The 26,982-nt window shown below is 33.6% G+C and carries 22 protein-coding genes and 6 tRNA genes; 19 read left to right on the top strand and 9 right to left on the bottom strand.

The annotated features are described in order from the left end of the window. Window positions 1-186 precede the first annotated feature (186 nt). On the top strand, window positions 187-1,188 hold the full coding sequence (locus tag NWE55_RS03565) for a sensor histidine kinase (protein ID WP_155092392.1): 1,002 nt from the start codon (window positions 187-189) through the stop codon (window positions 1,186-1,188). Continuing rightward, entirely contained in the window at window positions 1,164-1,856 is a 693-nt protein-coding gene (locus tag NWE55_RS03560) for a LytR/AlgR family response regulator transcription factor (protein WP_155092391.1), read from the top strand. Before NWE55_RS03565 ends, NWE55_RS03560 begins: the two co-directional genes overlap by 25 nt. Window positions 1,857-2,000: 144 nt before the next feature. Here NWE55_RS03560 and NWE55_RS03555 read toward each other — a convergent pair whose 3' ends face one another. From NWE55_RS03555 to NWE55_RS03530, 6 genes are all read right to left on the bottom strand, one after another. Next, the gene (locus NWE55_RS03555; RefSeq protein WP_155092390.1) at window positions 2,001-4,223 is read right to left on the bottom strand and encodes an NADP-dependent isocitrate dehydrogenase; all 2,223 of its coding nucleotides are present in this window, start codon (window positions 4,221-4,223) and stop codon (window positions 2,001-2,003) included. A 241-nt stretch (window positions 4,224-4,464) separates the two neighbouring features. Next, a complete protein-coding gene (locus tag NWE55_RS03550) occupies window positions 4,465-6,870 on the bottom strand; it encodes a GumC family protein (RefSeq protein ID WP_155092389.1) in 2,406 nt (801 codons plus the stop codon). A gap of 5 nt (window positions 6,871-6,875) precedes the next feature. Next, the gene (locus NWE55_RS03545; RefSeq protein WP_155092388.1) at window positions 6,876-7,664 is read right to left on the bottom strand and encodes a polysaccharide biosynthesis/export family protein; all 789 of its coding nucleotides are present in this window, start codon (window positions 7,662-7,664) and stop codon (window positions 6,876-6,878) included. A gap of 220 nt (window positions 7,665-7,884) precedes the next feature. Then, on the bottom strand, window positions 7,885-8,625 hold the full coding sequence (lptB, locus tag NWE55_RS03540; protein ID WP_155092387.1) for an LPS export ABC transporter ATP-binding protein: 741 nt from the start codon (window positions 8,623-8,625) through the stop codon (window positions 7,885-7,887). A gap of 2 nt (window positions 8,626-8,627) precedes the next feature. Further along, window positions 8,628-9,446 (bottom strand): twin-arginine translocase subunit TatC, encoded by an 819-nt coding sequence (gene tatC, locus NWE55_RS03535; protein ID WP_155092418.1) that lies wholly within the window; start codon window positions 9,444-9,446, stop codon window positions 8,628-8,630. A gap of 37 nt (window positions 9,447-9,483) precedes the next feature. After that, a complete protein-coding gene (locus tag NWE55_RS03530) occupies window positions 9,484-10,449 on the bottom strand; it encodes a KpsF/GutQ family sugar-phosphate isomerase (RefSeq protein ID WP_155092386.1) in 966 nt (321 codons plus the stop codon). 90 nt (window positions 10,450-10,539) lie between these two features. Between NWE55_RS03530 and recQ the strand changes: the two genes are divergently transcribed. Continuing rightward, window positions 10,540-12,735: a DNA helicase RecQ gene (gene recQ / locus NWE55_RS03525; RefSeq protein WP_155092385.1), complete on the top strand. Its 2,196-nt coding sequence runs from the start codon at window positions 10,540-10,542 to the stop codon at window positions 12,733-12,735. A gap of 200 nt (window positions 12,736-12,935) precedes the next feature. On the opposite strand, the gene NWE55_RS03520 is transcribed toward recQ, so the two are convergent. Both NWE55_RS03520 and NWE55_RS03515 read right to left on the bottom strand, forming a co-directional pair. Then, on the bottom strand, window positions 12,936-13,319 hold the full coding sequence (locus tag NWE55_RS03520; protein WP_155092384.1) for a DUF805 domain-containing protein: 384 nt from the start codon (window positions 13,317-13,319) through the stop codon (window positions 12,936-12,938). A 12-nt stretch (window positions 13,320-13,331) separates the two neighbouring features. Further along, window positions 13,332-13,586 carry a hypothetical protein gene (locus NWE55_RS03515; RefSeq protein WP_155092383.1) on the bottom strand — a complete coding sequence of 85 codons (255 nt, stop codon included), beginning with the start codon at window positions 13,584-13,586 and terminating at the stop codon, window positions 13,332-13,334. A gap of 673 nt (window positions 13,587-14,259) precedes the next feature. Between NWE55_RS03515 and idi the strand changes: the two genes are divergently transcribed. From idi to NWE55_RS03455, 12 genes are all read left to right on the top strand, one after another. After that, window positions 14,260-14,787, top strand: a complete 528-nt coding sequence (gene idi / locus NWE55_RS03510) for an isopentenyl-diphosphate Delta-isomerase (RefSeq protein ID WP_155092382.1) — start codon at window positions 14,260-14,262, stop codon at window positions 14,785-14,787. Between the two features lie 3 nt (window positions 14,788-14,790). Continuing rightward, on the top strand, window positions 14,791-15,204 hold the full coding sequence (locus tag NWE55_RS03505) for a 6-pyruvoyl trahydropterin synthase family protein (RefSeq protein ID WP_155092381.1): 414 nt from the start codon (window positions 14,791-14,793) through the stop codon (window positions 15,202-15,204). A gap of 105 nt (window positions 15,205-15,309) precedes the next feature. Then, window positions 15,310-16,278 (top strand): type I phosphomannose isomerase catalytic subunit, encoded by a 969-nt coding sequence (locus NWE55_RS03500; RefSeq protein ID WP_155092380.1) that lies wholly within the window; start codon window positions 15,310-15,312, stop codon window positions 16,276-16,278. Between the two features lie 68 nt (window positions 16,279-16,346). Further along, entirely contained in the window at window positions 16,347-16,610 is a 264-nt protein-coding gene (locus tag NWE55_RS03495; protein ID WP_155092379.1) for a hypothetical protein, read from the top strand. A gap of 81 nt (window positions 16,611-16,691) precedes the next feature. Further along, window positions 16,692-16,765, top strand: a tRNA-Thr gene (locus tag NWE55_RS03490). Window positions 16,766-16,806: 41 nt separating this feature from the next. Next, a tRNA-Thr gene (locus NWE55_RS03485) sits at window positions 16,807-16,880 on the top strand. Between the two features lie 43 nt (window positions 16,881-16,923). Next, window positions 16,924-16,997, top strand: a tRNA-Thr gene (locus tag NWE55_RS03480). A 43-nt stretch (window positions 16,998-17,040) separates the two neighbouring features. Continuing rightward, a tRNA-Thr gene (locus tag NWE55_RS03475) sits at window positions 17,041-17,114 on the top strand. Between the two features lie 42 nt (window positions 17,115-17,156). After that, window positions 17,157-17,230: transfer RNA gene (locus NWE55_RS03470), tRNA-Thr, on the top strand. Window positions 17,231-17,266: 36 nt separating this feature from the next. Continuing rightward, window positions 17,267-17,340, top strand: a tRNA-Thr gene (locus NWE55_RS03465). Window positions 17,341-17,528: 188 nt separating this feature from the next. Further along, window positions 17,529-19,007 carry a cardiolipin synthase gene (gene cls / locus NWE55_RS03460; protein ID WP_155092378.1) on the top strand — a complete coding sequence of 493 codons (1,479 nt, stop codon included), beginning with the start codon at window positions 17,529-17,531 and terminating at the stop codon, window positions 19,005-19,007. Window positions 19,008-19,162: 155 nt separating this feature from the next. Beyond that, a complete protein-coding gene (locus tag NWE55_RS03455; protein WP_155092377.1) occupies window positions 19,163-20,101 on the top strand; it encodes an alpha/beta hydrolase in 939 nt (312 codons plus the stop codon). A 94-nt stretch (window positions 20,102-20,195) separates the two neighbouring features. Here NWE55_RS03455 and NWE55_RS03450 read toward each other — a convergent pair whose 3' ends face one another. Beyond that, a complete protein-coding gene (locus tag NWE55_RS03450) occupies window positions 20,196-22,595 on the bottom strand; it encodes a TonB-dependent receptor (protein ID WP_155092376.1) in 2,400 nt (799 codons plus the stop codon). A gap of 172 nt (window positions 22,596-22,767) precedes the next feature. On the opposite strand from NWE55_RS03450, the gene NWE55_RS03445 reads away from it, so the two are divergent. The 4 genes from NWE55_RS03445 (at window position 22,768) to NWE55_RS03430 (ending at window position 26,961) form a co-directional block, all read left to right on the top strand. After that, a complete protein-coding gene (locus NWE55_RS03445; RefSeq protein ID WP_155092375.1) occupies window positions 22,768-23,343 on the top strand; it encodes an LOG family protein in 576 nt (191 codons plus the stop codon). A gap of 106 nt (window positions 23,344-23,449) precedes the next feature. Then, the gene (locus tag NWE55_RS03440) at window positions 23,450-24,196 is read left to right on the top strand and encodes an NYN domain-containing protein (protein WP_155092374.1); all 747 of its coding nucleotides are present in this window, start codon (window positions 23,450-23,452) and stop codon (window positions 24,194-24,196) included. Window positions 24,197-24,265: 69 nt separating this feature from the next. After that, complete coding sequence (locus NWE55_RS03435) at window positions 24,266-24,829, top strand: DUF1572 family protein (protein ID WP_258204612.1); 564 nt, start codon at window positions 24,266-24,268, stop codon at window positions 24,827-24,829. A 98-nt stretch (window positions 24,830-24,927) separates the two neighbouring features. After that, window positions 24,928-26,961, top strand: a complete 2,034-nt coding sequence (locus NWE55_RS03430) for a dipeptidyl-peptidase 3 family protein (RefSeq protein WP_155092372.1) — start codon at window positions 24,928-24,930, stop codon at window positions 26,959-26,961. The last annotated feature ends 21 nt before the right edge of the window (window positions 26,962-26,982 follow it).

The following is a 26,982-nucleotide window of genomic DNA, read 5'->3' as shown; positions in this document are numbered from 1 at the left end:
ATAAATTGGTAAACTTTTTGTGTTTTCTCATTTGTAGTGTTTTTAATTTCAATGTAAATGTAGTAAAGGTAGTAACGTAAATATTAATTAAATATATATACCTAAAAGAGTATTATTTTAATGGTTTTCAAATAAATAATAATAAATTATAAGTTTGTAGAGTATTGATTATCTACATTTGTTTGTATGAAGTCACTTTGGAAGATATATTCAAACTTTTGGTTGAGAAATGTGATGGTAGTTCTTATACTATTATCCATTTTTACTTTTGCCGCTTCTGTAGATCGTGGAGATCGAACGCTTCCTGAAATATGGAAAGAACTTCTACCTACCTTTTTCATTATTTATGGAGCTATCATGGGAAGTAATATTATATTGATTAAGCGTTATGTCATGACCAAACAATATGATAAGTTCTTTCCTTTATCGTCTTTTTATTGGGCAACAGTTGTCATAGGAATAGCATATATGAATATGTTAACAGGAGATTTTGACTCCTGGTTGATAGAAATTGTCAATATTCTGTTTTTTGCCTTTTTAGGTACGGGTGCATATTTTATTCACTTATGGATATTTAATGATATTACGGTTAGAGAAAAACGCCTTGTCTCTACTGTAGCAGAATTAGATTTCTTAAAGATGCAACTCAATCCTCATTTTCTGTTGAATGCTATGAATAATCTCTATGGAGAAGCTTTGACTAATCCAAGTGAAACGCCTGAACGCATTTTGCAACTTTCTCATTTACTTCGCTATCAGTTAGAAGCGACAAAGAAAGAATTTATCAGTTTAGAACAAGAGATTGATTTTTTGAAAGAGTATTTTAACTACTATAAGTTTAGAAGTAATAATCTTATAGTGGATATTGCTTATGAAGGAGATATATCAAAGTATAAAGTACCTCCTCTTTTGTACTTTAGTTTAGTAGAAAATGCTATTAAGTTTGCTCTGCAAACGGAAGAACCCTTTATAAAGTTAAGAGGAACTGAAAAGAATAATCATTTGTTTTTTGAAATTGAGAATAGTTGTTTAGCGGATGAGTTGATACAGACAGGGACAGGAGTGGGGATAAAGAATTTAGAGCGTCGATTAGAAGTGTCAAAGTTGAAATATAAATTTACAAGGACTAAATCGAAGAATTATTATAAAACAAAATTAGAGTTATGGGAGTTACCTATAAATGTTTAATTGTTGATGATGAGAAACCTGCTCATCAAGTACTTTTAAGTCATATTAATCAATGTGCCGACTTAGAATGTGTAGGGCATGCATATAATGGTAAGGATGCGTTGTTATTTATGCAAGAAAAGGATGTGGATATTCTTTTTTTAGACATTAATATGCCTTTAGTTTCTGGATTAGAATTTTTGGAAATGTTATCTGTAAAGCCAACAACTATTGTTACAACTGCTTATTCCGATTATGCATTAGAATCTTATCAGAATGATGCAGTAGATTATTTATTGAAACCGATTTCTTTTGCTAAGTTTTTAAAAGCAGTAGAAAAAGCGAAAGTATTTTGTAAAGATAAGCTTCAATTGAAGGAAGTACCTTCTTTTATTACCATCAAAGAGGATGGGATGGATTATAAAATTAATTTAGACGATATTATTTATGTAGAAAGTGCAGGAAACTATATCAAGATATTTACGAACAGCCGACGCAAGAGCTATTTTGTGTATGGCTCTTTAGTAGGGATAAAGAATGACCTATCTGGATCTAATTTTGTTCAAGTTCACCGTTCTTTCATTGTCAATAAATTGAATATAAAAGAGCGCTCTATTGGCAAAATGACTATGACAAACAATGATGAAGTTCCAATAGGAAGAAAGTATCAAATCTTGTTAGATCAATAGAGGATAGAGCTATTGCGATTAGCATTTGTAGATGCGTTTATTGTCTCTATTCGCTTTATTAGATTGATAGAATCGTATGAAACAGAAATAAGAAAAGGTCGTCAATATATTGACGACCTTTTAATTTTATACTTAATCTATAATTTATGCTATAGATGAGATAATTTTATTCAAAGTAGCACTTGGACGCATAGCGTTTGAAGTGGCTTCTTGATTTGGTTGATAGTAACCTTGGATAGCTTGAGCTTTTCCTTGAGCACTAATCAACTCTTCATTAATTTTTGCTTCATTAGCAAGCATCTCTTTTGCAATTGGAGCAAATTTAGCTTTTAAGTCAGCATCTTTGCTTTGGTTTGCTAATGCTTCTGCCCAGTACATTGCTAAGTAGAAGTGAGAACCGCGGTTATCTATTGAACCAACTTTACGAGCAGGTGATTTGTCGTTGTCTAAAAATTTAGCTGTAGCTTCATCTAAAGTTTCAGCTAAAACTAAAGCTTTAGCATTATCTTGAGTTTGGCTCAAGTGCTCAAATGAAGCACCCAAAGCTAAGAACTCTCCTAATGAATCCCAACGTAAATAACCTTCTTCAATGAACTGCTCAATGTGTTTTGGAGCAGAACCTCCTGCACCTGTTTCGAATAATCCCCCACCATTCATCAATGGTACAATAGATAACATCTTAGCTGATGTACCTACTTCTAAGATAGGGAATAAGTCAGTTAAGTAGTCACGTAATACGTTACCTGTTACAGAAATAGTATCTAAACCTTGACGAATTCTCTCTACAGAAACTTTCGTAGCCTCTACCGGATTTAAGATTCTAATATCTAAACCAGTCGTATCGTGATCTTTTAAATAAGTATTTACTTTCTTAATAATTTCTCTATCGTGAGCTCTGTTTTCGTCTAACCAAAAGATAGCTGGTGTATCAGATAAGCGAGAACGGTTTACAGCAAGTTTTACCCAATCTTGAATTGGAGCATCCTTAGTTTGACACATTCTGAATATATCTCCATTCTCTACATTTTGTTCGAAGAAGATATTACCTTTTTCATCAGATACTCTAATGATTCCGGCAGCATCTGCTTGGAATGTTTTGTCATGAGAACCGTATTCCTCTGCTTTTTGAGCCATTAAACCAACGTTAGGTACAGATCCCATTGTTGTAGGGTTATAAGCACCATTCGCTTTACAGTCTTCGATTACAGTTTGATATACACCTGCATAACAACGATCTGGAATAATAGCTAATGTATCTTGTTGTTTTCCTTCTTTGTTCCACATTTGACCTGAAGTACGAATCATAGCAGGCATAGAAGCATCAACAATAACATCCGATGGTACGTGTAAGTTAGTAATTCCCTTGTCAGAGTTTACCATTGCTATTGCTGGTCCATTAGCTATAGCTGTATCAATAGCTGCTTTTATTTCGCCTTCTTTAGCATGTCCTGCAATTTTAGCGTATAAATCTCCTAATCCATTGTTAGGTATGATTCCCAATTCAGCAAAAACGTCTGCATACTTTGCATATACATCCGCAAAGTAACCTTCTACTACAGCTCCAAAGATAATTGGATCAGACACTTTCATCATCGTTGCTTTCAAGTGAGTAGAAAATAGAATACCTTTTGCTTTAGCTTCTTCTTTGCATTCAGAAACAAATGCTTTTAATTTATTTAAAGTCATTACTGATGAGTCAATAACTTCACCTGCTAATAAAGGTGCAAAATCTTTTAGCAATTTAGTGCTACCGTCTTTCGCAATGAATTCAATTTTGAATTTGCCATTTTCAGCAACAGTTACAGACTTTTCTGTTCCATAAAAATCTCCTTCTGACATAGAAGCAACATTTGTTTTAGAACTTGCAGTCCATGCTCCCATTGAGTGTGGGTGTTTCTTTGCATAGTTTTTTACTGCTTTTGGAGCTCTACGGTCAGAGTTACCTTCACGCAATACAGGGTTTACTGCAGAACCTAATACTTTTGCATATTTTGCTTTAATAGCTTTTTCTTCGTCATTTTTTGGTTCAGCTGGATAGTTAGGAATAGCATACCCATGTGCTTGTAATTCTTTTATAGCAGCATTTAATTGTGGTAATGAAGCAGAGATATTAGGTAATTTAATAATGTTTGCTTCTGGTGTTTTTGCTAATTCACCAAGTTCTGTTAGAGCATCGCCAATTTTTTGGTCCTCTTTTAAGAATTCTGGGAAGTTTGCAAGGATACGACCTGCTAAAGAGATATCACGTGTTTCTACATCTATATTTGCTGTTTTAGCAAAAGCTTGAACAATTGGCAAAAATGAAAACGTAGCTAACATTGGAGCTTCGTCTGTTAACGTGTAAAGGATTTTAGATTTTTGTGTCATTCTTTTTTATTTTAAATGAAAACAATATTATCAAAGACTTGAGTCTGTTCGTTTTTCAAAACTTTAAGGCAAATATACTAAATCACTAATACAATTGTTAGTAAAATGCCCCTTAGTTATAGCGATTTATCAATTTGATATTCTCGTCTTTCTATATTTCGAAATCGGTATATTTTGATATAATATTTTGTCAATTAATGAAAAAAGGTCACTCATAGTTGAGCGACCTTTTTTATATATTTTATCTATTCAATAGTTTTTTCCACCATGGACGTTCTTCAGTTTCCATTTCTTGACCATATCCGTAACCATATCCGTAACCATATCCATATCCTCCATAACCTTTTGTTGTAACAGTGTCATTTAAAATGACAGACATATTCGAAAGTTTTCCTTCTTTATGTAAGTCATTTGGAAGTTTTAACATGCGTTTATCTAAATAGTTAGCTCTCGCAACATAAATAAATGTATCTGCATATTTGGCTACCAATAATGTATCTGTTACTAAGCTAATAGGAGCTGTATCTACAATGATATAATCATATTTGTTTTTCAATTCTTCAAATAATTGACCAATTCTTTCTCCCATAAGCAATTCTGCTGGGTTAGGAGGTATTGTACCTGCTGGTAAAGCGTAGAAGTTGTCATAACCATCTACTTTTACAATGAATTGATCTATATTTTCTTCTTTTCTTAATAAGTAATCTGATACACCTTGAGTAGGTAGCATAATGTAATCATCTAAGCGAGGATTACGCAAATCAAGTCCTATTAACAATGTTCTCTTACCTGATAAAGCAATTGTCGCTGCTATATTTACAGATGTAAAAGTTTTTCCCTCTTTAGGGAAAGTAGAAGTTAAGAAGATCATTTTTGCTTTTCCTTCTTCCGTATGACTTAGCATAAATTCTAAGTTGGTACGAATGATACGCAATGCTTCTGCAGTACTTGTTCTACTTGAAACATCGACAATTTGCGCGTTATTATCTGAGTGTGGAATATCTCCTAAGAAAGGTAAATTAGTTCCCTCCTCAATGTCAAGACGCGTTTTCACTTTTGTGTCTAATAAACTGCGCAAGTAAATAATTGCAAAAGGAATAAGTCCTCCTAAGATTAAAGCAGCCAATAATATAATTGCTTTTTTAGGTGATACAGGCTTATCCGAACTTTTTGCTAAGTCGATCACTTTAGCATTTAAATCTGTTGCAGCTAACGCAATTGCTGTTTCCTCTCTTTTTTGGAATAAGTAAAGGTAGATTGCCTCTTTTACTTTTTGCTGTCTATCAATAATTCTAAACTCTCTTTCCTGTCTTGGAACTTGAGAAAGTCTATTTTTAATTTCTGATTCTTTACTGGCTAATTCCTTTTGTGTAATTTTTAGAGAACTCTGTAGCGTAATTAAGCTTTCCATAACTGAAGCTTTCATTGCTGAAATTTGGTTGTCTAATTTGATTACAGCAGGGTTTTTTGAAGTTGAGCTTGCGCTAATTCTATTTCTATCTAATACTATTGTATTATATTGATTAATCAAGCTATTCGAACTTGCATCTGAAGAAATAATATTTCCAGGGATAAGTTCATTAGGCTCACTTTTTTTCAAAAATTCAATCATTGAAGTAACCACTTTTAATTCGGTTTCATTTTCAATGATTTGCTTTTCATATACATTAGTATTCTGTAAGTACAGACCTAATTCTGTTGGTATATCTGTAATATTGTGTCTGGATTTATATCCCTCAACACTTTTCTCTACATCACCTAATTCTTCAGTGATTAAATTTAATCGACTTTCAATAAATTCAGATGTCTTTTCTGATATAAATCGCTTGTCTGCAATTGCCGCATCGTTGTATAAGGTAACTAATGTGTTTAGATAGTCAATTGCTTTAGTAGGTGTTGCATCAAGTAAAGATAAGTCTAAAACACTTGAAAACTTATCAGTAGGAGCGATTTGAAGGTTTTTTACATAATCATCTACCACCTTTTGTACTGGAAATATCTCTACAGTAACATCTCTAATTGGCTCTTCTTCTTTTTCCTCTTTTAGTTTTTTAAGCGTAGGCAGGGGTTTTTCTTGATTTTTAGTAACGACTAATGTTCCTAAAACAGTTTCAATATTCTCTGTATACTTATAAGTTCCAATCTCTTCTTTATCTTCATTTAATAAAGTAAATTGGTTCTCATCGATATTTTTTACATAAAAAGTATAGCGTATAGTATCAAAGTCAAATACGCGCTTTACAAAGTTGAATGAAATAGGTGTGTCATTGTATAAATTGCTCTTTACGACTCTGCCTTCATTTATATATGCAATGTTAAGTTGTAGTCTGCGTACAGTGCGTTCAGCTAAGCTTCTCGACTGTAATACTTGCATTTCATTCTCAACGTTACTCTTACCACCCGATAATAATCCTAAATCAGAAAAAGCTGCCATCTCAGAAGCGATACCACCACCCCTTTTTTCATCTTTTACGATTATCGTAGTATTTATTTTGTATGTCTTTTCTGTATATCTTAAATATACAAAAGCCAAAATAATAGTAATAATTACACTAACAACAAACCAGCGCCAGTGAATTAAATATTTTTCTAATTCTTCTCTTATATTAATGTTGCTGTTGTCGTTGTTGTCAAATTTGTTTTCCATAGTAATTATTTAGTTGATAACGCAATAATAGTAACAAGAAGTGAAAGTGCTGATAGACCTAAACTTAAGTTCGGTCCCACTACTGAAGAATTTACTCTTGTTTTATTTGGTTCTACATAGACGATGTCATTCTGGTTCAAATAGTAGAAAGGTGAATTCATAAAGTCTGATTTTGTCATATCCACGCGGATAGGGACTCTATGACCGTCAATTTCTCTGATAATTAAAACGTTTTCTCTTTTTCCATAAACAGTCATATCACCTGACAAAGCAATTGCTTCTGATAAGGTTAATCTTTCACTGTTTATTGAGTGGACTCCTGGTTTATTAACTTCTCCTTGAACAGTTACTTTAAAGTTCATTATACGCAAGTTAATAATAGGATTGTTGATGTATTGTCCGATTTCTTTTGATAGGTAGTTAAGAGCGTCTTTACGCGTCATTCCTCCTAATTTTATATTTCCTAACACTGGGAATTGAACATACCCGTTGTTGTCAATTAAGTAGAGTTGTTGTTGCATTTGACCTGTACCTGCTGGATTAAGAGGGTTTGAGGTCATACTGTTGATTAAGTTGAATGGAGCTGCTGCTTCAACATCTTCTGCTGAAACGATAATCATTAACAAATCATCAGGTTGTAGTCTTGTTTGAAATTTTGTATCCTGTAAATTGTTCATTAATACACTGTCAGCATCTTGGTAGTACACTATTTTCTCTCTTGATGCACAAGAGGTCAATAGAAGTGTAAAAACTGCAATTACAACAGTTATATTTAAGGAAATTCTACTTTTCATTTTCTTTTTTTTTGTGCAAATATAAAATTTAAAGATAGTCAAAAAAATAAAAATGTAATTTAGGTTTCGCAATTGTTGTGTTTTGACGAGTCATTACATTTTTAAATAAGTCTGATTAGTGATACTTCTTTGTGTTTTTTCTTAGAAATAGAACTGTTATAGAAAAGGAAATGTATATAATCAAACAATCCTTAATAATTTAGTATTAAGGATTGTTTGATTAAAAAGTTAATTTTTTCTTACGCAATTCAAAGTTTTGTCCTAAGTATACTTTTCTGACCATTTCGTCCGCAGCAAGTTCTTCAGGAATTCCAGCTTTTAGGATTCCTCCTTCAAACATTAAGTATGTTTTGTCCGTGATTGCTAAGGTTTCTTGCACGTTGTGATCAGTGATCAAGATTCCAATATTCTTGTTTTTTAGCTTTGCTACGATTCTCTGTATATCTTCTACTGCTACAGGGTCAACTCCTGCAAATGGTTCATCTAATAATATGAATTTTGGGTCGGTAGCTAATGCTCTTGCAATTTCGGTACGACGTCGCTCTCCTCCTGAAAGTAAATCTCCTCTGTTGGTACGGATATGTTCTAAGCTAAATTCTTCGATTAAAGATTCCATCTTTGCTATCTGTTCCTGTTTAGAAAGTTTAGTCAATTGCAGCACACTCAGTATGTTGTCTTCAATACTTAATTTTCTAAATACTGAAGCTTCTTGTGCTAAATATCCAATACCATGTTGAGCTCGTTTATACATTGGGAAATCAGTTATATCTGTATTGTCAAGATATATATGACCCGCATTGGGTTTTACAAGTCCCACAATCATGTAAAAAGAAGTGGTCTTTCCAGCTCCGTTAGGTCCCAGTAGACCAACGATTTCTCCTTGATTTACTTCAACAGAAACTCCTTTTACTACTTTTCTCTTTTTATATATTTTGATGATATTGTCTGCTCTTAATTTCATTCTTACTCTGATTTAGTAATATTGGTATTGGCTAACTCTTTTCTCTTATTTGATCCTTGTACGAATTTAGAAATATATATACTAACTTCATAGAGAATTAATAAAGGTATTGATACGATGATTTGACTAACCACATCCGGAGGTGTAATGACTGCCGCAACAATCAAAATTAGTACAATCGCATACTTTCTGTAATCTCTTAAAAATTCAGGGGTAACTAAATTCATAACAGACAGAAAGTAAATGATAATAGGTAATTCAAAAACTAATCCACAGGCAATAGATGTTGTTTTAACAAGACTGATATACGAGTTTATATCAATTTGATTTTTGACAATCTCGCTGACCTGGATATTTGCTAAGAAATTAATCGATAATGGAGTTATCATATAATAGCCAAATAATACTCCCAAGAAGAAGAGCAAAGAGGATACTACAATAAATAGCTTCGCATATTTTTTTTCATTTTTGTATAAAGCAGGGCTGATGAATTTCCAAACTTCCCATAAAATAAAAGGCACAGCAATTATGAAACCTGCACTGATACACGTCCATATAATTACAGAGAATTGACCATCCATTGTACGGTTCTGTATTTCGAAAGGTAATTCTTGATTGCAAAAGCCATCTTCAAAATTAAAGTATTGGGCTACTTTGCAAAACATTTTATATGTAATGAAATTGGGATCTTTGGGGCCAAAGATTACTGTGTTAAAGATGAAGTCCCTAAAGAAGAATGCTACAGCACCTCCACCTAAAATAAATATAGATGAGCGTACCAATAACCAACGTAATTCTTCTAAATGATCAAGGAAAGACATTTCCTTTTTTTCGTTCTTTACTTTTTTCGTCATAATTTTAAACTATTCCTTCTTTAAGGATATCATGTAAATGTATCACACCAGCGTATTCTTCATTGTCTGTTACCAATAGTTGAGTGATTGAATTATCCTCTAATATCGACAATGCTTTTGATACATGTTGGTTGACATCTATTGTTTTTGGATGTTGAGTCATGATATCAGCGGCTACAAAGTTAGCTAAAGAATCGCTTTTTTGTAGCATACGACGCAAATCTCCGTCTGTAATGATACCAATTATTTTATTATTTTCCACTACAGCTGTCACACCGAGGCGTTTTTCTGATATTTCGACAATCACATCTTTGATAGAAGATGTAGGTGAAACTGCCGGTTTGTTTTGACTTTTCAAGATGTTCTTTACCAATAATAACAGTTTTTTACCTAAAGCTCCTCCAGGGTGATACATTGCGAAGTCATTTGAAGTGAATTGTTTTAACTCAATTAAACAAGCAGCAAGGGCATCTCCTAATACTAATTGAGCTGTTGTACTATTCATAGGGGCTAAATTATTTGGATCAGCTTCTCTGTCTACTTTTGACAGTAATACAAAATCAGAGCCTTTCGCCAAGAAAGAGTTTTCGTTAGCTGTTATGGCGATTAATTTATTGCCTTGTCTTGTTAACAATGGAGTTAATACTTTTATTTCTGGACTATTTCCACTATTTGAAATACAAATGACACAATCTTCAGGTTGTACGATTCCCAAGTCACCATGTACAGCTTCTGCAGCGTGCATATAAATGGCTGGAGTACCTGTTGAGTTGAATGTTGCTACTATTTTTGCGCCAATTAGTGCACTTTTGCCTATTCCTGTCACTACGATTCGCCCTTTGCAGTTGAAGATAGCCTCAACAGCATGTGCAAAATCATCAGATAAATAATTAACAAGTTTCTTAATGCTTTCACTTTCAGATAACAAAGTGTTTTTAGCAGTATTCAGTATAGTTGATGTTGTATTCAAAATTAGTGAATGTTAAATGTTTAGGATTGAACTAAAGAAATTTTGTACCTTTAGGTACTGCAAATTTATGTAAAATACCATACAAAAATAATGAAATCAACTGAATTTGACTTGTACAAGGAGTTAAAGAGATTTTTCGGCTTTTCACAGTTTAAAGGTCTACAAGAGGATGTAGTTAAAAGTATTATTTCGGGACATAATACTTTTGTAATTATGCCTACTGGGGGAGGTAAATCTCTATGCTATCAATTACCAGCTTTAGTTCTGGAAGGTACTGCTATTGTTGTTTCACCGCTTATTGCATTGATGAAGAATCAAGTAGATGCAATACGCAGTTTGTCAACAGAGCACGGTATTGCGCATGTATTGAATTCATCTCTTACTAAAACAGAGGTGAATCAAGTTAAGCAAGATATTAAAAATGGTGTAACTAAATTGTTATACGTTGCTCCTGAATCTTTAACAAAAGAAGAATATGTCACTTTTTTACAAGGAGAAAAGCTTTCTTTTGTCGCAATAGATGAAGCTCACTGTATATCTGAATGGGGGCATGACTTCCGTCCAGAATATAGAAATCTTCGAAATATCATAAAGCAATTAGGAGATATTCCTATTATAGGGTTAACTGCAACTGCAACTCCAAAGGTTCAAGAGGATATTCTTAAGAACTTGGAGATTCCAAATGCAAACGTGTTTAAGGCTTCTTTTAATAGACCTAACTTGTTTTATGAAATTAGACCCAAAACTAAAAATGTTGAATCTGACATCATTCGCTTTATTAAACAGAGAGAAGGTAAATCAGGTGTAATATACTGTTTGAGTCGTAAGAAAGTAGAAGAAATTGCGAATGTTTTGCAAGTAAACGGTATTAGTGCTGTTCCATATCATGCTGGATTAGATGCTAAAACTCGTGCAAAACACCAAGACATGTTCTTGATGGAAGAAGTAGATGTTGTTGTTGCAACAATTGCTTTTGGTATGGGAATCGATAAACCAGATGTGAGATATGTAATCCACCACGATATACCGAAATCGCTTGAGAGTTATTATCAGGAAACTGGTAGGGCTGGTCGTGATGGCGGTGAGGGATATTGCCTTGCTTATTACTCTTATAAAGATATAGAGAAACTTGAGAAGTTTATGGCAGGAAAGCCAATTGCGGAACAAGAAATTGGCTTTGCACTATTACAAGAAGTAGTTGGATATGCTGAAACTTCTATGTCGAGAAGAAAATTCTTACTTCACTATTTTGGAGAAGAATTTGATGAAGTAAATGGCGAAGGTGCTGATATGGATGACAACGTCCGAAATCCCAAGAGTAAAATCGAGGCTCAAGATAGTGTCAAGAAGGTAATTGAAGTCGTTCGCGATACCAAACAGATTTACAAGACTAAAGAAGTGGTGAATACTTTGCTTGGAAAGCTTAATGCTTTAATTAAAGTGAATAAAACGGATAATCAAGTTTATTTTGGTTGTGGAAAAGAACACGACGATAAGTACTGGATGGCTTTGATTCGTCAAATGCTTGTTGCAGGACTATTGAAAAAAGATATTGAGACTTATGGTGTTTTGAAATCTACTGAGGCAGGACTTGAGTATTTGGAGAAACCTTACTCTTTCTTGATGACTGAAGATCACGTATATTCAATCTCAGATAGCGAACAAGATTTAGGTGTTTCAAAATCTGCCTCTGTGGTAGACGAGGTACTGATTGGTATTTTGAAAGATTTACGTAAGAAAGTTGCCAAGAAATCAAGTGTACCACCTTTTGTGGTGTTTCAAGATCCTTCATTAGAAGAAATGGGGCTGAAGTACCCTATTACTCTTGAGGAAATGGCAAATATCATTGGAGTTAGTGATGGTAAGGCCAAGAAATATGGTAAAGAATTTGTCGAAGTAATAAAGAAATATGTAGAGGAAAACGACATTATTCGACCGGACGATTTAGTGGTGAAGTCTACAGGTGCTAACTCTGCTCTTAAATTATACATTATTCAGAGTGTTGATAGAAAACTTTCGCTTGATGATATTGCCAAAGCAAAAGGATTAGACATGGATGGTCTATTGAAAGAAATGGAGCAGATTGTTTACTCTGGTACTAAATTGAATATTGATTACTGGTTAGAGGAAGTACTTGATGAAGATAGTCAAGAAGAAATCTACGATTACTTTATGGAATCTGAGACAGACAATATTAAAGTTGCAATGGCGGAATTTGAAGGTGATTATGATACCGATGAACTACGATTGATGAGAATTCAATTTATGAGTAAAGAGGCAAATTAGATTTGTTAACTGATAAATTAAAATATAAAAAGCGAGTTTCTAATTTATAGAAACTCGCTTTTTTATTGATTTGTATTCATCATTCTATGATTAGGAAATAGTACGTTGTGTATTATTGAACTTATTTGTTGTACTCATAACAGTGTAGTACTAAACTTAATTCGCATTGATACACCTTTTGATATGTGTAAATCTGTCGTTTAGTCCTTATAAAGAATGCGCTCACGGTCTGTTGCTATAGTCTTATTATTAACTGATGTCTTTTTGATACAGAGATAAATAATTAAAAAGTACTTAACAACAGGTATCAAATAGAGTAAAAACCAATGTAAAGACAAATTAGCGTCTTTTAGTCTACGCGTGGTTGCAGCCATTGTAGGGGTAGTGATTAGGATATGCAATACTAAAGCATATGGCCAGTTTAAAATGCTGCGGTTGTAAAGGTCGATATTGTCTATCAAGCGATAAATAACAATAGTCGTCAATGCATAGATTATCGAATAAATAAAATATTCGGTTCTATTAGCTCTCCCGGTTATGTTAAAAAGATAGTAATAGATCTTGGAGAAAAAGTTGTTTAGCACTTGGTTTTAGATTTAATTATGAGTTATATCTCCTTCGTACAACTCTCCACGATGTGGTTTTAGGACATCTCTTAGTTGGAGCATTTGCTCATCATTTACGACAATATAAGCCAAGCTGTATGATTCGTTTATATTTTCCATGTCAATTATCGCAATAGGAAGTTTTTCGATTGCGATGTACTCTTTTAAGTGAATGACATGGTGTTCTGCTGTTTTTGAAGCTCCAGGTCCTCTGAAGTCCCAGATTAATTTTATTTTTCGTTCCATAGTGTTGTAAAGTTCTTGTCAAAAGTAAATAAAATATGTTGATTCAAGTAAGCGAATCTTTAACAGTATTCAATCCAAAGCAATAGTGAACATCAGAATGAATCATATCGCGTCGTTTGTATGTGGTGGCCTCTTGTGTTTTAATCATCGCGATTGTGGTATATAGGGTGTTAAGTAGTGTTAGCATTCAAAGGAAATGTTAGGTGTATGATTTCATATTGATAGGTAGGTGGTCGGCTAAAAAACAGGGTAAATAAGCCGATCATAAGCCGATCATAAGCCGACCACATGCCGATCACAAGCCGACCACCCCCTTTTGTTTTCAAATTTCATTAGCAGTTGTACTGTTGTTTTAAATAGATTAAACAATTGAATTTTGAATTGCAAACAGAGATAAATTAGTGGTTGGTGAAGTGCTAATGGGATTGATCTTAGCATTGCTTTAAAGAGAGGTCTGAGTCTTAAGTGGAAGTGTTAGTCAAAAGGCAAGTGATTAGGTAAAGTGTTGCCAATAAGAGAATCGAGAATAATGCATGGGCTTGTTTTTGAATCACATAAAATGTTTTGAGTTTGGAAACAAACAAATCACAGCAAAACATTGGGCATTGAGAGAAGTAATTAGATAAACAGTTTCTTTTTTTGTATTTTTGGATTTGATATAATTAAAAAAGAAATGGCAAAAGAATTTGTAATATTAGTTAATGAAAACGACGAGGAAATAGGAGTAATGGAAAAAATTGAAGCTCATGAGAAAGCTTTGTTGCATCGTGCCTTTTCAGTTTTTATTTTAAATGACAAGAATGAAGTTATGCTCCAACAAAGAGCATCAGAAAAATATCACTCCCCTTTATTATGGACCAATACTTGTTGTAGTCATCAACGAGCAGGAGAAACAAATATAGAAGCAGGTAGAAGGAGAATGGTGGAAGAAATGGGTTTTGAAGTACCGTTAAAAGACGTTTTTAGTTTTATTTATAAAGCTCCGTTTGACAATGGATTGACAGAGCATGAGTTTGATCATGTAATGATAGGATATTACAATGGCGAACCAACTGTTAACCGAGAAGAAGTAGAAGCTTGGAAGTGGATGGGGATAGATGACATTAAAGAAGATATGGAAAAACAACCCGAACTATATACCGCATGGTTTAAAATCATATTCTCGAAATTTTACCATTTTATTGAAGCTCAAAAAAAGTAAATTATGCGCTTAACAATCAGTAGAAAATCACATTTTAACGCAGCCCATCGATTATTTAATAAAAATTGGGACGATAAGAAAAACCAACTTGTCTTTGGGAAGTGCAATAACCCTAATTACCATGGACATAATTATGAATTGATTGTACATGTAACAGGAGAGTTAGATCCAGAAACTGGGTTCGTTATGGATTTAAAAGAGTTGTCTGATTTGATAAAGGCTGAAATAGAAGAAGCTTTTGATCACAAAAACTTGAACTTAGATGTTGCGGAATTTGCAGAATTGAATCCAACTGCAGAAAATATAGCTGTGGTTATCTGGAAAAAATTAAGACCTTTTATTAGCGAAGACAAGGATTTAGAGGTGGTGTTATATGAAACTGCTCGTAATTTTGTTTCTTTTAAAGGAGATTTTTAAAAATACGTTTTGTATATACTAAAATTCGTAAATTTGTAGCTTGAATTTTTTTAAGGGAAGAGAGGTAGGTTTAGCCTACATGTTTTATAATAGGAAAAATATTATATGAGTTTTATTCAATATCCTATCGTATTTGTACCAATCCTAAAAGATCGCATATGGGGCGGTACAAAATTAAATACAGTATTAGGAAAAGAAATACATTCTGATCAAGTTGGAGAGAGTTGGGAAGTTTCTGGAGTTACAGATAATGTTAGTATTGTAGCAAATGGAACTTATAAAGGTTGCGATTTAGAAGAGCTCATAAACCAATATCCAGAGGAATTATTAGGTAGTTATATATACAATCGCTTTGGCAAACAATTTCCATTGTTATTTAAATTTTTAGATGCCAAGGAGGATTTGTCTATACAATTACACCCTAATGATGAACTTGCGATGAAAAGACATCAATCTTTAGGTAAGACCGAAATGTGGTATGTTATGCAAGCAGACCCAGGTGCGAGAGTTGTGGTGGATTTTAAGGATGGAGTACATCAAGAGGATTATATGAAGCATCTCGAAAACAAGACATTACCTTCTATTCTAAATGAAATTTTGGTAGAGAAAGGGGATGTTTTTTTTATTGAGACAGGGACTGTTCACGCCATTGGTGGGGGAGTACTATTAGCAGAAATTCAACAAACTTCTGATATAACTTATCGAGTATACGATTGGGATAGAGTTGATGCTGAAGGCAATTCAAGAGAGTTACACGTAGACTTAGCTAAAGACGCGATTAATTATGAGCCAAAACAAGTAGAGTTGGTTTATGAGAAAAAAGAAAATGTAGCAAATTCTATTGTTGAATGTCCTTATTTTTCAGTGAATTACATTCCTTTAAAAGAGGTGTATCACCTAAAAAAGGCAATTGATAGATTCCACTTTTACGTGTGTACAGAAGGAGATTGTACATTCGTAATAAATCAAGATAAATATGAGTTTAGCAAAGGAGATAGTATATTAATACCAGCTGCTATTGCTGAATTTTCTATAGAAGGTAAAGCGACTTTATTAGAAATATTTGTTTCGTAAAAAGACTATAAAGTATAGTATTAAAGTTGTAGCTTTGTTCAAAATTTTAACCCATAAATTAGATTAATATGGCAAGTGTAAAAAACTTAAAAAAGGATATTCATTACGTATTAGGAGACATTATCCAAGCTATTTATATTCACGAAATGGCAACTGATGGAGCAACTCCACAAACTGAAGCGTTGTTAGAAGAAACATTAACTTCATTCGATGAATTAATTGAAGCAGTAAACGCTAAAAACGTTGAAAATAAAAAAGCACATTTTAAAGGAGTTTACTCAAAATTAGAAAATGTTGCAGGTCAGTTAGTTGAGAAAATTAACGCATTGTAGTCTAAAAAAAGAATACAAAAACAAGCCGAAAGGCTTGTAAGATTCAAAAAGCGTGTTATCTTTGCACTCGCAAAATGAGTCGCCGGTGTAGCTCAGCTGGCTAGAGCAGCTGATTTGTAATCAGCAGGTCGTGGGTTCGAGTCCCTCCATCGGCTCAAATTTTGAAAATAACATATTGCAATAATACTATTGAGTCGCCGGTGTAGCTCAGCTGGCTAGAGCAGCTGATTTGTAATCAGCAGGTCGTGGGTTCGAGTCCCTCCATCGGCTCAATTTTTTGAAAATAATATATTGCAATAAAAACTATTGAGTCGCCGGTGTAGCTCAGCTGGCTAGAGCAGCTGATTTGTAATCAGCAGGTCGTGGGTTCGAGTCCCTCCATCGGCTCAATTTTTTTGAAAGTTAAATATTGCAATAATAATATTGAGTTGCCGGTGTAGCTCAGCTGGCTAGAGCAGCTGATTTGTAATCAGCAGGTCGTGGGTTCGAGTCCCTCCATCGGCTCAATTTTTTGAAAATTACATATTGCAATAATACTATTGAGTCGCCGGTGTAGCTCAGCTGGCTAGAGCAGCTGATTTGTAATCAGCAGGTCGTGGGTTCGAGTCCCTCCATCGGCTCAATTTGAAAATTAAATGTTGCGACATTATTAAGTCGCCGGTGTAGCTCAGCTGGCTAGAGCAGCTGATTTGTAATCAGCAGGTCGTGGGTTCGAGTCCCTCCATCGGCTCAAAGGCTTCCTTATTAAGGAAGCCTTTTTGCATTAAAAACTTTCTCTTGAACGCTCGACTGTCAATTTCTTTTTATAATTTTATTGTAAATTATACTTTTTTAAGTAATTGCTTTTATTTACTCGCTTGATTTGCTACCTTTTTTTGCCTATACTATCGTTTGTTATAATTTTTAAAAATAATACCTATGCAAGTTGTTACTGATTCTGGTTGGTTTGTGTATTTAGAGATATTGTACTTTATCTTAACGATTATTGTAGCTATTCGCATTATCTATGACACAGATTCTATATCTAAGACTTTAGCCTATTTGTTATTGGTTGTTTTTGTTCCCGTCTTTGGGATGTTTTTTTATTTCTCTTTTGGCATCAATTACCGCAAGAGAAAAATGTATACTAAGAAATTAGAGCATAACGATGATTACAATGAGCGCTTAACCCAGAGATTGAAAGAAGTTCACATTGATTTTAAGCAGAAAGGGAATAAGATAGTGGAGGAGAATCGCTCCTTTATCAAGATGCTATCAAGTACGGCTATGGGAGAAGGGCCTTTGTTAGTTGATAATAAAGTAGATCTATTGGAGAATGGCGAAGTGTTTTTTCCAAGGTTGTTAGAGGATTTAAAGAATGCTAAGCACCACATACATATTGAGTATTATATTTATGAAAATAGCGAAATCGGTCGACAAATTGAAGAAGTACTCATTAGTAAATTAAAAGAGGGGGTGGAAGTCCGTTTTATTTACGATGATTATGGTTCTCGCTCAATTCGTAAGAATATTGTTCGCAATATTCGCAAGCATGGTGGTGAGGCATTTCCCTTTAACCGAATTATTTGGATAGCTTTAGCTAACCGTCTGAATTATCGCAATCACAGAAAAATTGTTGTAATTGATGGATTAATTAGTTACACGGGGGGTATTAATATTTCTGATCGATATGACAACCGAAATAAGGATCAGAATGACTATTATTGGAGAGATACACATGTTCGCATTGAAGGGACAGGTGCTTATGGTTTGCAGTATATATTTTTAGCAGATTGGAATTTTTGTAGTAAACAAACTATTGCTTTTAGCAAAGAATATTTTCCAAAAGTTGAGTACAGTAAGGATCGTTTAGTTCCTTTGCAGATTATTTCTTCTGGACCTGACTCAGATGTACCTTCTATTTTATACAGTGTATTGAAAGCAATACAAACCGCAAAAAGTGAGATTCTCATAACTACTCCTTACTATATTCCCGATGAATCACTTCAATTAGCTATTAAGATGGCAGCATTGAGCGGTAAGAAAGTGAAGATGATTCTACCTGGTATTACTGATTCAATGATGGTGAAGTGGGCATCAGAATCCTATTTTCAAGAATTATTAGAATATGGAGTTGAGATTTACTTGTACAAGAAAGGCTTTATACACGCCAAAACTTTTGTGACTGATTCAGGAGTATGTTCTGTTGGAACTTGTAATTTAGATCATAGAAGTTTCGATTTGAATTTTGAAGTAAATGCAATTATTTACGATGAGGACTTTGCCTTAAAGATGAGGGAAATGTTTTTTAGAGATTGTAAAGAGTCAATCAAACTTGATTTAAAGCTTTGGAATAAACGTTCAAAATGGCATCGTTTAAAGAACAGTTTTGTTCGTTTATTAGCGCCGTTATTATAAGCGAAATTTATAGTGAGTAGTATTGAGGTTATGCAAAATGCAAGTATAAGTATTAGTGCTACTATATAGGGTGATTTCCTTTTGGTGTCTGGAAGCAGAAGGAATGACAATTTCTATAATTTTTTTAAATAAACTTAGTATTTAAGTAATAGTATATGAATTTACATTTAACATATAAAGAATATATAACACACCAACATCCCTTCGAGAATGACTATGAGGGTAAAGTGATTACTACTTTGATCGAATCACGGGCAAACAAAAAGGAAAATAAGAAGGTCGTTTTGTATATTCACGGCTTTAGTGATTATTTCTTTCAGTACCATATGATGCGTTATATCAATGCAGAGGAGATTAATTTCTTTGCAGTTGATTTGCGTAAATGTGGTCGATCACTATTATCTCATCAGCATCCTAATTATTGTCAATCTATGCGTGAGTATTTCCCTGATTTGAACTATGCTATTGAGTTTATCACGAAGCAAAATAGCAATACTGAAATATATATGATGGGACATAGCACAGGAGGATTATTAGTTTCTTATTACGCAAAATTTGGTTTACTGAGAAATCGGATAAAGGGGATTGTCTTAAACTCTCCATTTTTAGATTTCAATTTACCTTTTTATGTTAAACCCTTTATAACAACTGTTGCTAAGAGCAAGTCTTCTAAGGATGCATATGCTTGTATGGAAAGCTTACCTCCAATCTATGGGGAGTCTTTACATCGAAATTATAACGGTGAGTGGAAGTATAGTCTTGACTTAAAACCGATCAAGCCTTTTCCTGCTTTTTATGCATGGATATTAGCTGTACAACATGCGCAATCTTTAATTAAAGAAGACCCCAATTTAGGAGATTTGCCTATCTTGTTAATGAGAAGTGATAAATCTGGTAACGCATACAGACAAACGGATATTACAAATTGCTCAGATGTTGTACTCAATGTAAAAGATATGACCAAAATAGGTTGTAAACTTAGCGATAACGTCGAAGAAGTTATTGTCGAAGGAGGCGTACACGATTTAGTATTATCAAGTGAAGCTGCAAGAAATTTTGCCTTGCAAAAAATTGTAGCATTTGTTAAGAAGTAAAAAGCAGAAGTATACAAAATCAAAAAGCTGTTATTCACATTGAATAACAGCTTTTTTTTAAGTAATAATTGAAATATGTTGTGATACAATCGGATTAGAATAGACCTCCTCCAGTTCCACCACTTTGCTTTGTATTTGCATCTCTGTATTTTCGTTGTAATGCACGCCCTTTTCCTCCTCCAAACGTATAGTTTAGTCCTATGTAAAGAGATCTACTTTCCCATGTAAATTGACCATTAGAAGGGTAAGGATACTGTGAATCATATTTGAACTTCATGGTATTAAAGATATCGTTGAATCTTGCACTGATACTTAATTTATTTTGAAGTAGAGAATATCTCACACCAGCATCAATCTTATACATCTCTTTAGAGTTCATCGTCAATCCGTCTAAAGGACCTCTATAGAAACCAAATAAGTTAAATCTCAAGTTTTTAGTTGCTTTAAAATTACTATTCAAACGCGCATTAAATGAATTGGCAGTAATGTTGCGCTCGATGAAGTCCATTTGATTTGTAGTCGTATTTAACTTAGAAACAAAACCACTTTGTTTGATACTTGAAAAATCAATTGCCGGTTGCATATCCCACCAAGGTGTAAGGATAAGGTTTGCAGAAAGTTCAAAACCATAAGCATCATTTGATTTATAGTTATCAAAAGTCATTAATAGCGCATTTGGGTTGTCATTTTCTGGGTCATCATAAATAACCTGATTAATTTCTTTATTGATTTTTCTGTAGTATACACCTGCTGTTACACTGCTTTTGTTAGTAAACATTCTTGTGTAGTTAAGTTCCACTGAATTAGTGAATTGAGGTTTTAATTCTGGATTACCTACCATTGTCATTAATGGAGTTGAGAATTGTCTCACAGGGTTTGTTTGTGAAATACCAGGTCTATCTACTCGTCTACTATAACTCAGGTTGAACATATCATTGTCTGTCATTGTATACCCTATGTAAACAGATGGATATAAAGTAAGGTAGTCATCTTTGAAATTGGTTTTGCCATTTAAAGTTGATTCAACTTTATAACTTTCTAATCGGGTTCCTAATTGGTAGTTGAATTTTCCATAGGTTTGGCCGAAGGTTACATAGGCAGAGAAAATGTCTTGATCGTATTTATTGTTTATTTGATGAGTATCCGAAGAAGTCATTGGATTATTAGAGTCAAATGCATTGTCTGCTCTTGATAATCTCGCTTCAGCTCCTAATTCAAGTTTAGTGTGATCATTTAATGGATTAACGTAGTCGATATTAATCGTAGTAAGGTTACTTTTATTTTCGCTTCCATCTCTGTACAATTGGTTTGGGTTCTTTCCAATTGTTGTATCATAATCTCCATCATTGGTAGATTTGTTTCTACTGAAGTTTCCTTCAATATCTAAAGTATGTCCTTTTTTCTCAAACAAGTGTTTGTAAGCTAAGTTATAGGCACTATATTTATTTTCTCCGTCATATTTCGTGTTTTGAAATATATCTTCAAATAAATTATTAGGATATGTAGTAGCATTAGCCATATCCATTGTGTTGTTGTTTGTACTTTGGTTAGTATAGAATGACAAAGTGTTGTTGTCATCAATATAATAATCCATCCCTACTTTGTATAAGTAGTTTTTATTGATAGACTTCATGCGAATCTCCGTTGGTGATTGTATATCAGTACGCATCATATCTCCATCATTTTTGTATTGTCCGTACGAATAACTACCATTGCCATAGAAGTTAAGTTTTCCTTGTCTATAGTTTAGGTTAATTGAGTTTGAGTTTTTAGCATAGTGAGAGAAAGTAGCTCCTGTATCAATTGATCCATTAAAACCATCCATTGTATTTTTGTGTAAGACAATATTGATGATACCAGACATACCTTCAGGATTGTATTTAGCACTTGGATTGGTAATTAATTCAATGCTTTTGATAGAGGTAGAAGGGATTTGTTTTAAAACTTGCTCAGAAGACATATTTGTCGGACGACCATCGATTAGAATTCGCACATTCTCATTACCTCTAAGTGAGATTTTACCATCTTTATCGACATTGACAGAAGGGATATTATTCATTATCTCTCCAGCAGTAGCTCCTGCTGTGGTTAAATCTTTTCCAACATTAATTACTTTTCTGTCTATTTTTTGCTCTATTGTTGACTGTTCAGCAATGATATTAACTCCTTCTAAAGTTGTCGCTTCAGGTTGAAGGAATATTGTACCTAAGTTTAAGATAGATTCAGACAGAACGATGTCTTTTTGGAATGTTTGATAGCCAATGAATTGAACTTCTAATGTGTATTTGTTTTGTGGAACAGATAATTCAAAGTTACCTTGGTCGTTTGACATAGCTCCTGTGATTATCTGCTCTCCATTTTTAATAGCAATTGTAGCATAAGGTACTGCAGATTGCAAATCTTTATCTATTATCGTTCCTGTAATTTTCCCATTTTGAGATAAACCAGTGTAGATAGCAATCAAGAAGAAAATAGCACTAAGTTTAAATTTCATAAGTTATTCTAATTTGAGTTGAGTTTATTTTTTTACTTTAGGTCTTTGTTTAATAGACACCTATTTTGACTTTTTGTTACAGAATAAAATTCAAAATTGTTTATATATAATAATTCTTAATTGTAATTGATTGATAATCAGTTAATTTAATGTATTTGAAAAATTAAAAAAAATGAGATATACTGTATTTTGTGGATCGAGTAGTGGATTTGATGAAAACTTTAAGCGTGAGGCGTATAATTTAGGAAAGGCTTTAGCTTCTAAGACTATTGGATTAGTATACGGTGGGGCTAATGTTGGATTAATGGGAGCTGTGGCCGACGGTTGTTTGGACCATGGAGGTGAAGTTATAGGGGTATTACCTTATTTTTTGAAAAATGTTGAGATAGAACACAAGGCGTTGACAGAGTTGTTTTTAGTTGAGTCAATGCATGATCGCAAGGCTAAGTTAAATGAGTTATCTCATGGAGTGATTGCTCTACCTGGCGGATATGGGACATTAGAGGAATTGTTTGAAATGATAACGTGGGCGCAGTTAGGACTTCACAAGAAACCTGTAGCAATACTCAATACAGATCATTTCTATGATCCTTTATTGCTAATGATAGATAAGATGGTTGAGAAAGGCTTTTTAAAGCAAATCAATAAAGAAATGCTTATTGTTTCTGATCAAATTGAGGATTTGTTGGATAGAATGGAGAAATATGAAGCACCTAAAGAAGGAAAGTGGATAACGAAGGAGAAGTAGATTCATTCAAATTTCACATTTTAGATTTTTTAAGTTTAAATTATCATATCAGAAGAATTAGAAAGACGTAAAAAGTCGTAATTTAGGATTTATTAAAGTTAGGAAAATGGAAAAACACAATAATAATATTGCAATATTGGTTGATGGCGATAATGCACAAGCAAAATTGTTAGATAAAATATTAGAAGAAGTATCAAAATACGGAAAAGTTACAATTAGGCGTATATACGGAGATTGGACAACACCGCAGATGAATAGCTGGAAAGATTTGCTCAATGATTTGTCTTTTTCACCTATGCAGAAGTTCAATTATACTTCAGGGAAAAATTCTACGGATAGCTCTTTGATTATTGATGCGATGGATATCTTACATGATAAGGCTGTTGATGGCTTCTGTATAGTGTCAAGTGATAGCGACTACACTGGATTAGCTAAACGCATTCGAGAGGAAGGTATTTTCGTGATGGGAGTAGGAGAAAAGAAAACACCTAATGCCTTTGTTCAATCGTGTGAGATCTTTACTTATTGCGAAACACTTATGCCAAAAGAAAGTACGGTGAAAGGAGATAATGGGAGTAATAAGAAAAGTGCTCAGTCTGATGAAGATGACAATAAAACTTTGACAAAAAAAGAGTACAAGTTGATTGATCGCGCTTTTGATATGTCCGTTGATGAGGAGGTTGAGGCTTATATTGCAACTGTAGGGCAAAACTTGAGAAAGCTAAATCCAAGTTTCGATGCTCGTGATTATGGCTTTAGAAATTTGACAGAGATGTTCAAGCACTTAAAGACCTACGAAGTAATCAACAATAATGTAAAGGGACTGAATCACCCATTGGTGAAAAAGAAATAAAACAAGGAAACGCTTTTTTATAAAGCGTTTTTTTATTTTTAGGCTTTAGAATAGAAAATATTAATAGTTATGACATTAGACGAAATAAAGGGAATACGCAAGCAGTTTGAATATTATCGCATGTTAGCAGATAAAACTGTTTTACTATTATCTCAGGAGGAGTTAAACTGGAAAGTAAATGAGGAAAGTAATACGGTAGCTGTACTGATGCGTCATATTACGGGTAATTTACTTTCGAGATTTACTAATTTCTTTACAGAAGACGGAGAAAAGGAATGGAGAAAGCGCGACGAGGAGTTTGCGGAAGGCTTTTACGATAGACATGAGTTGATTTCTAATTGGGATAAAGCGTGGAATGTATTGTTTGCTACGATAGACAGCATTGATGAGCATAATATCGAGACTATAATTAAAATTAGAAACCAAGATCACACGGTAGGGGAAGTACTATATCGTCAATTAGCCCATTACCCTTATCACATTGGGCAAATAGTTTTTATCGGAAAGATGATAAAGAATAAAGATTGGCAATCTTTAAGTATTCCTAAGAATAAATCAACAGATTACAACCAAGAAAAATTTAGTAATCCTAATTCTGAGAAACATTTTACAGATAATTATTTAAATAAATGAGTTTAAAATTTTGTAGTTCGTAATTATGTGTGGACATAATTATAGATGTTACGTATAGAATTTTATATATTTGTTGCTACACGAATAAATAACACATTATGAAATTAAACACAGTAGCTTGTATGGTATTAGCTTCAACTATGTTACTTTCTTGTGGAGAAACAAAAGATAAAAAGGAATCTCAAGACACAACGGAAGTAGCTGAATTTAAATACAGTGTTGACAAATTTGCTGACATTGAAGTATTGAGATACCAAATTCCTGGATGGGAAGACTTAACTCTAAAGGAAAAAGAATTAGTTTATTATCTAAGCCAAGCTGGTTATGTAGGTCGCGATATTATGTGGGACCAAAACTACAAGCATAACTTAAAAATTCGCAAAGCACTTGAGAATATTTATGTGAACTATAAAGGAGACAAAGAATCAGAAGATTGGAAAAACTTTGTTACTTATTTAAAGAGAGTTTGGTTTTCAAATGGAATACACCATCATTATTCAAATGACAAAATAAAACCAGCTTTTGATAAGGCATATTTTGACACGTTGCTAAAAGAAACAAATACAACATTAGACAATGCAGTTGCTGAAATCTTGTTTAATGATGTGGATAGTAAAAAGGTTAATCTTGATTCAAAGAAAGGTTTAGTTACTGGATCAGCTATTAATTTTTATGGAGAGGGAATTACTGATGAAGAAGCCGAAACTTTTTATGCAAATATGAAAAGTCCAGATCCTAATCGACCATTATCGAATGGATTAAATTCTAAACTAGTAAAAGAAAATGGAAAGTTAGTTGAAAAGGTTTGGAAAAGTGGAGGAATGTATGGTCCTGCTATCGATCAAATCATCTATTGGCTTGAGAAAGCGATAACAGTTGCAGAGAATCAAAAGCAAGCTGATGCAATCGCTTTGTTAATTAAATTTTACCAAACGGGAGATTTAAAATCATGGGATGATTACAATGTAGCATGGGTTCAAGCGACAGAAGGTAATATTGATTACAACAATGGCTTTATTGAGGTTTATAATGACCCATTGGGACATAAAGGTTCTTATGAAAGTGTTGTTCAAATTAAGGACTTTGATATGTCAAAGAAAATGGAAGTACTTTCTCACGAAGCGCAGTGGTTTGAGGATAATTCTCCATTAATGGATGAGCACAAAAAGAAAAGTGTGGTAGGAGTAACTTATAAAACAGTTATTGTAGCATCCGAATCAGGTGATGCTTCACCGAGTACACCTATCGGTGTGAATCTACCGAATGCTGACTGGATTAGAGCAGAACATGGATCTAAATCTATTTCATTGGGAAATATTATTGATTCTTATAATCACGCTGGTGGATCTGATCGTTTAAAAGAGTTTGTTCACGATCAAGAGGAATTTGACTTAGAAGAAAAGTACGGTGAATTAGCAGATAAGTTACATACAGCCTTACACGAAGTAATTGGACACGCTTCAGGACAAATTAACGATGGAGTAGGACAACCACAGGTAACACTGAAGAGCTATGCTTCTACCTTAGAAGAAGGTCGTGCAGACTTAGTAGGATTGTTCTATTTATATAATCCTAAATTACAAGAGTTGGGATTAGTGGATGATTGGAAAGCAGTAGGAAAAGCAGCTTATGATGGATATATTCGAAATGGATTAATGATGCAATTAGTGCGTTTAGAACCAGGTGCTGATATTGAAGAAGCACATATGAGAAATCGTCAATGGGTGAGTGCTTGGGTCTTTGAAAAAGGACAAAAAGACAATGTGATTGAAAAAGTAGTTAAAGACGGTAAGACGTACTTTAATATTACAGATTATGAGAAATTACACGATCTATTTGGACAATTATTAAAAGAGACACAGCGTATTAAATCGGAAGGAGATTTTAATGCAGCAAAAGCATTAGTAGAAAACTATGGTGTGAAAGTAGATCAAGCTATTCACAAAGAAGTTTTAGAACGCAATGCAAAATTTGATTCGGCTCCTTACAGAGGATTCGTTAATCCGTATATTGTTCCTGTTAAGAATGATAAAGGTGAGGTAGTTGATTATAAAATCGAACAACCAGAATCATTTGCAGATCAAATGTTGTACTACGCTAAAGAATATAGTTTCTTACCTGAAAATAATTAATAGTTATTTTTTTACAATATG

The sequence above is a fragment of the Myroides albus genome (genome assembly GCF_024722315.1).
Taxonomy (GTDB): domain Bacteria; phylum Bacteroidota; class Bacteroidia; order Flavobacteriales; family Flavobacteriaceae; genus Flavobacterium; species Flavobacterium album_A.
Note: the sequence above shows the minus strand (reverse complement) of the source record. Positions and strands in the feature narration are given on the sequence as shown.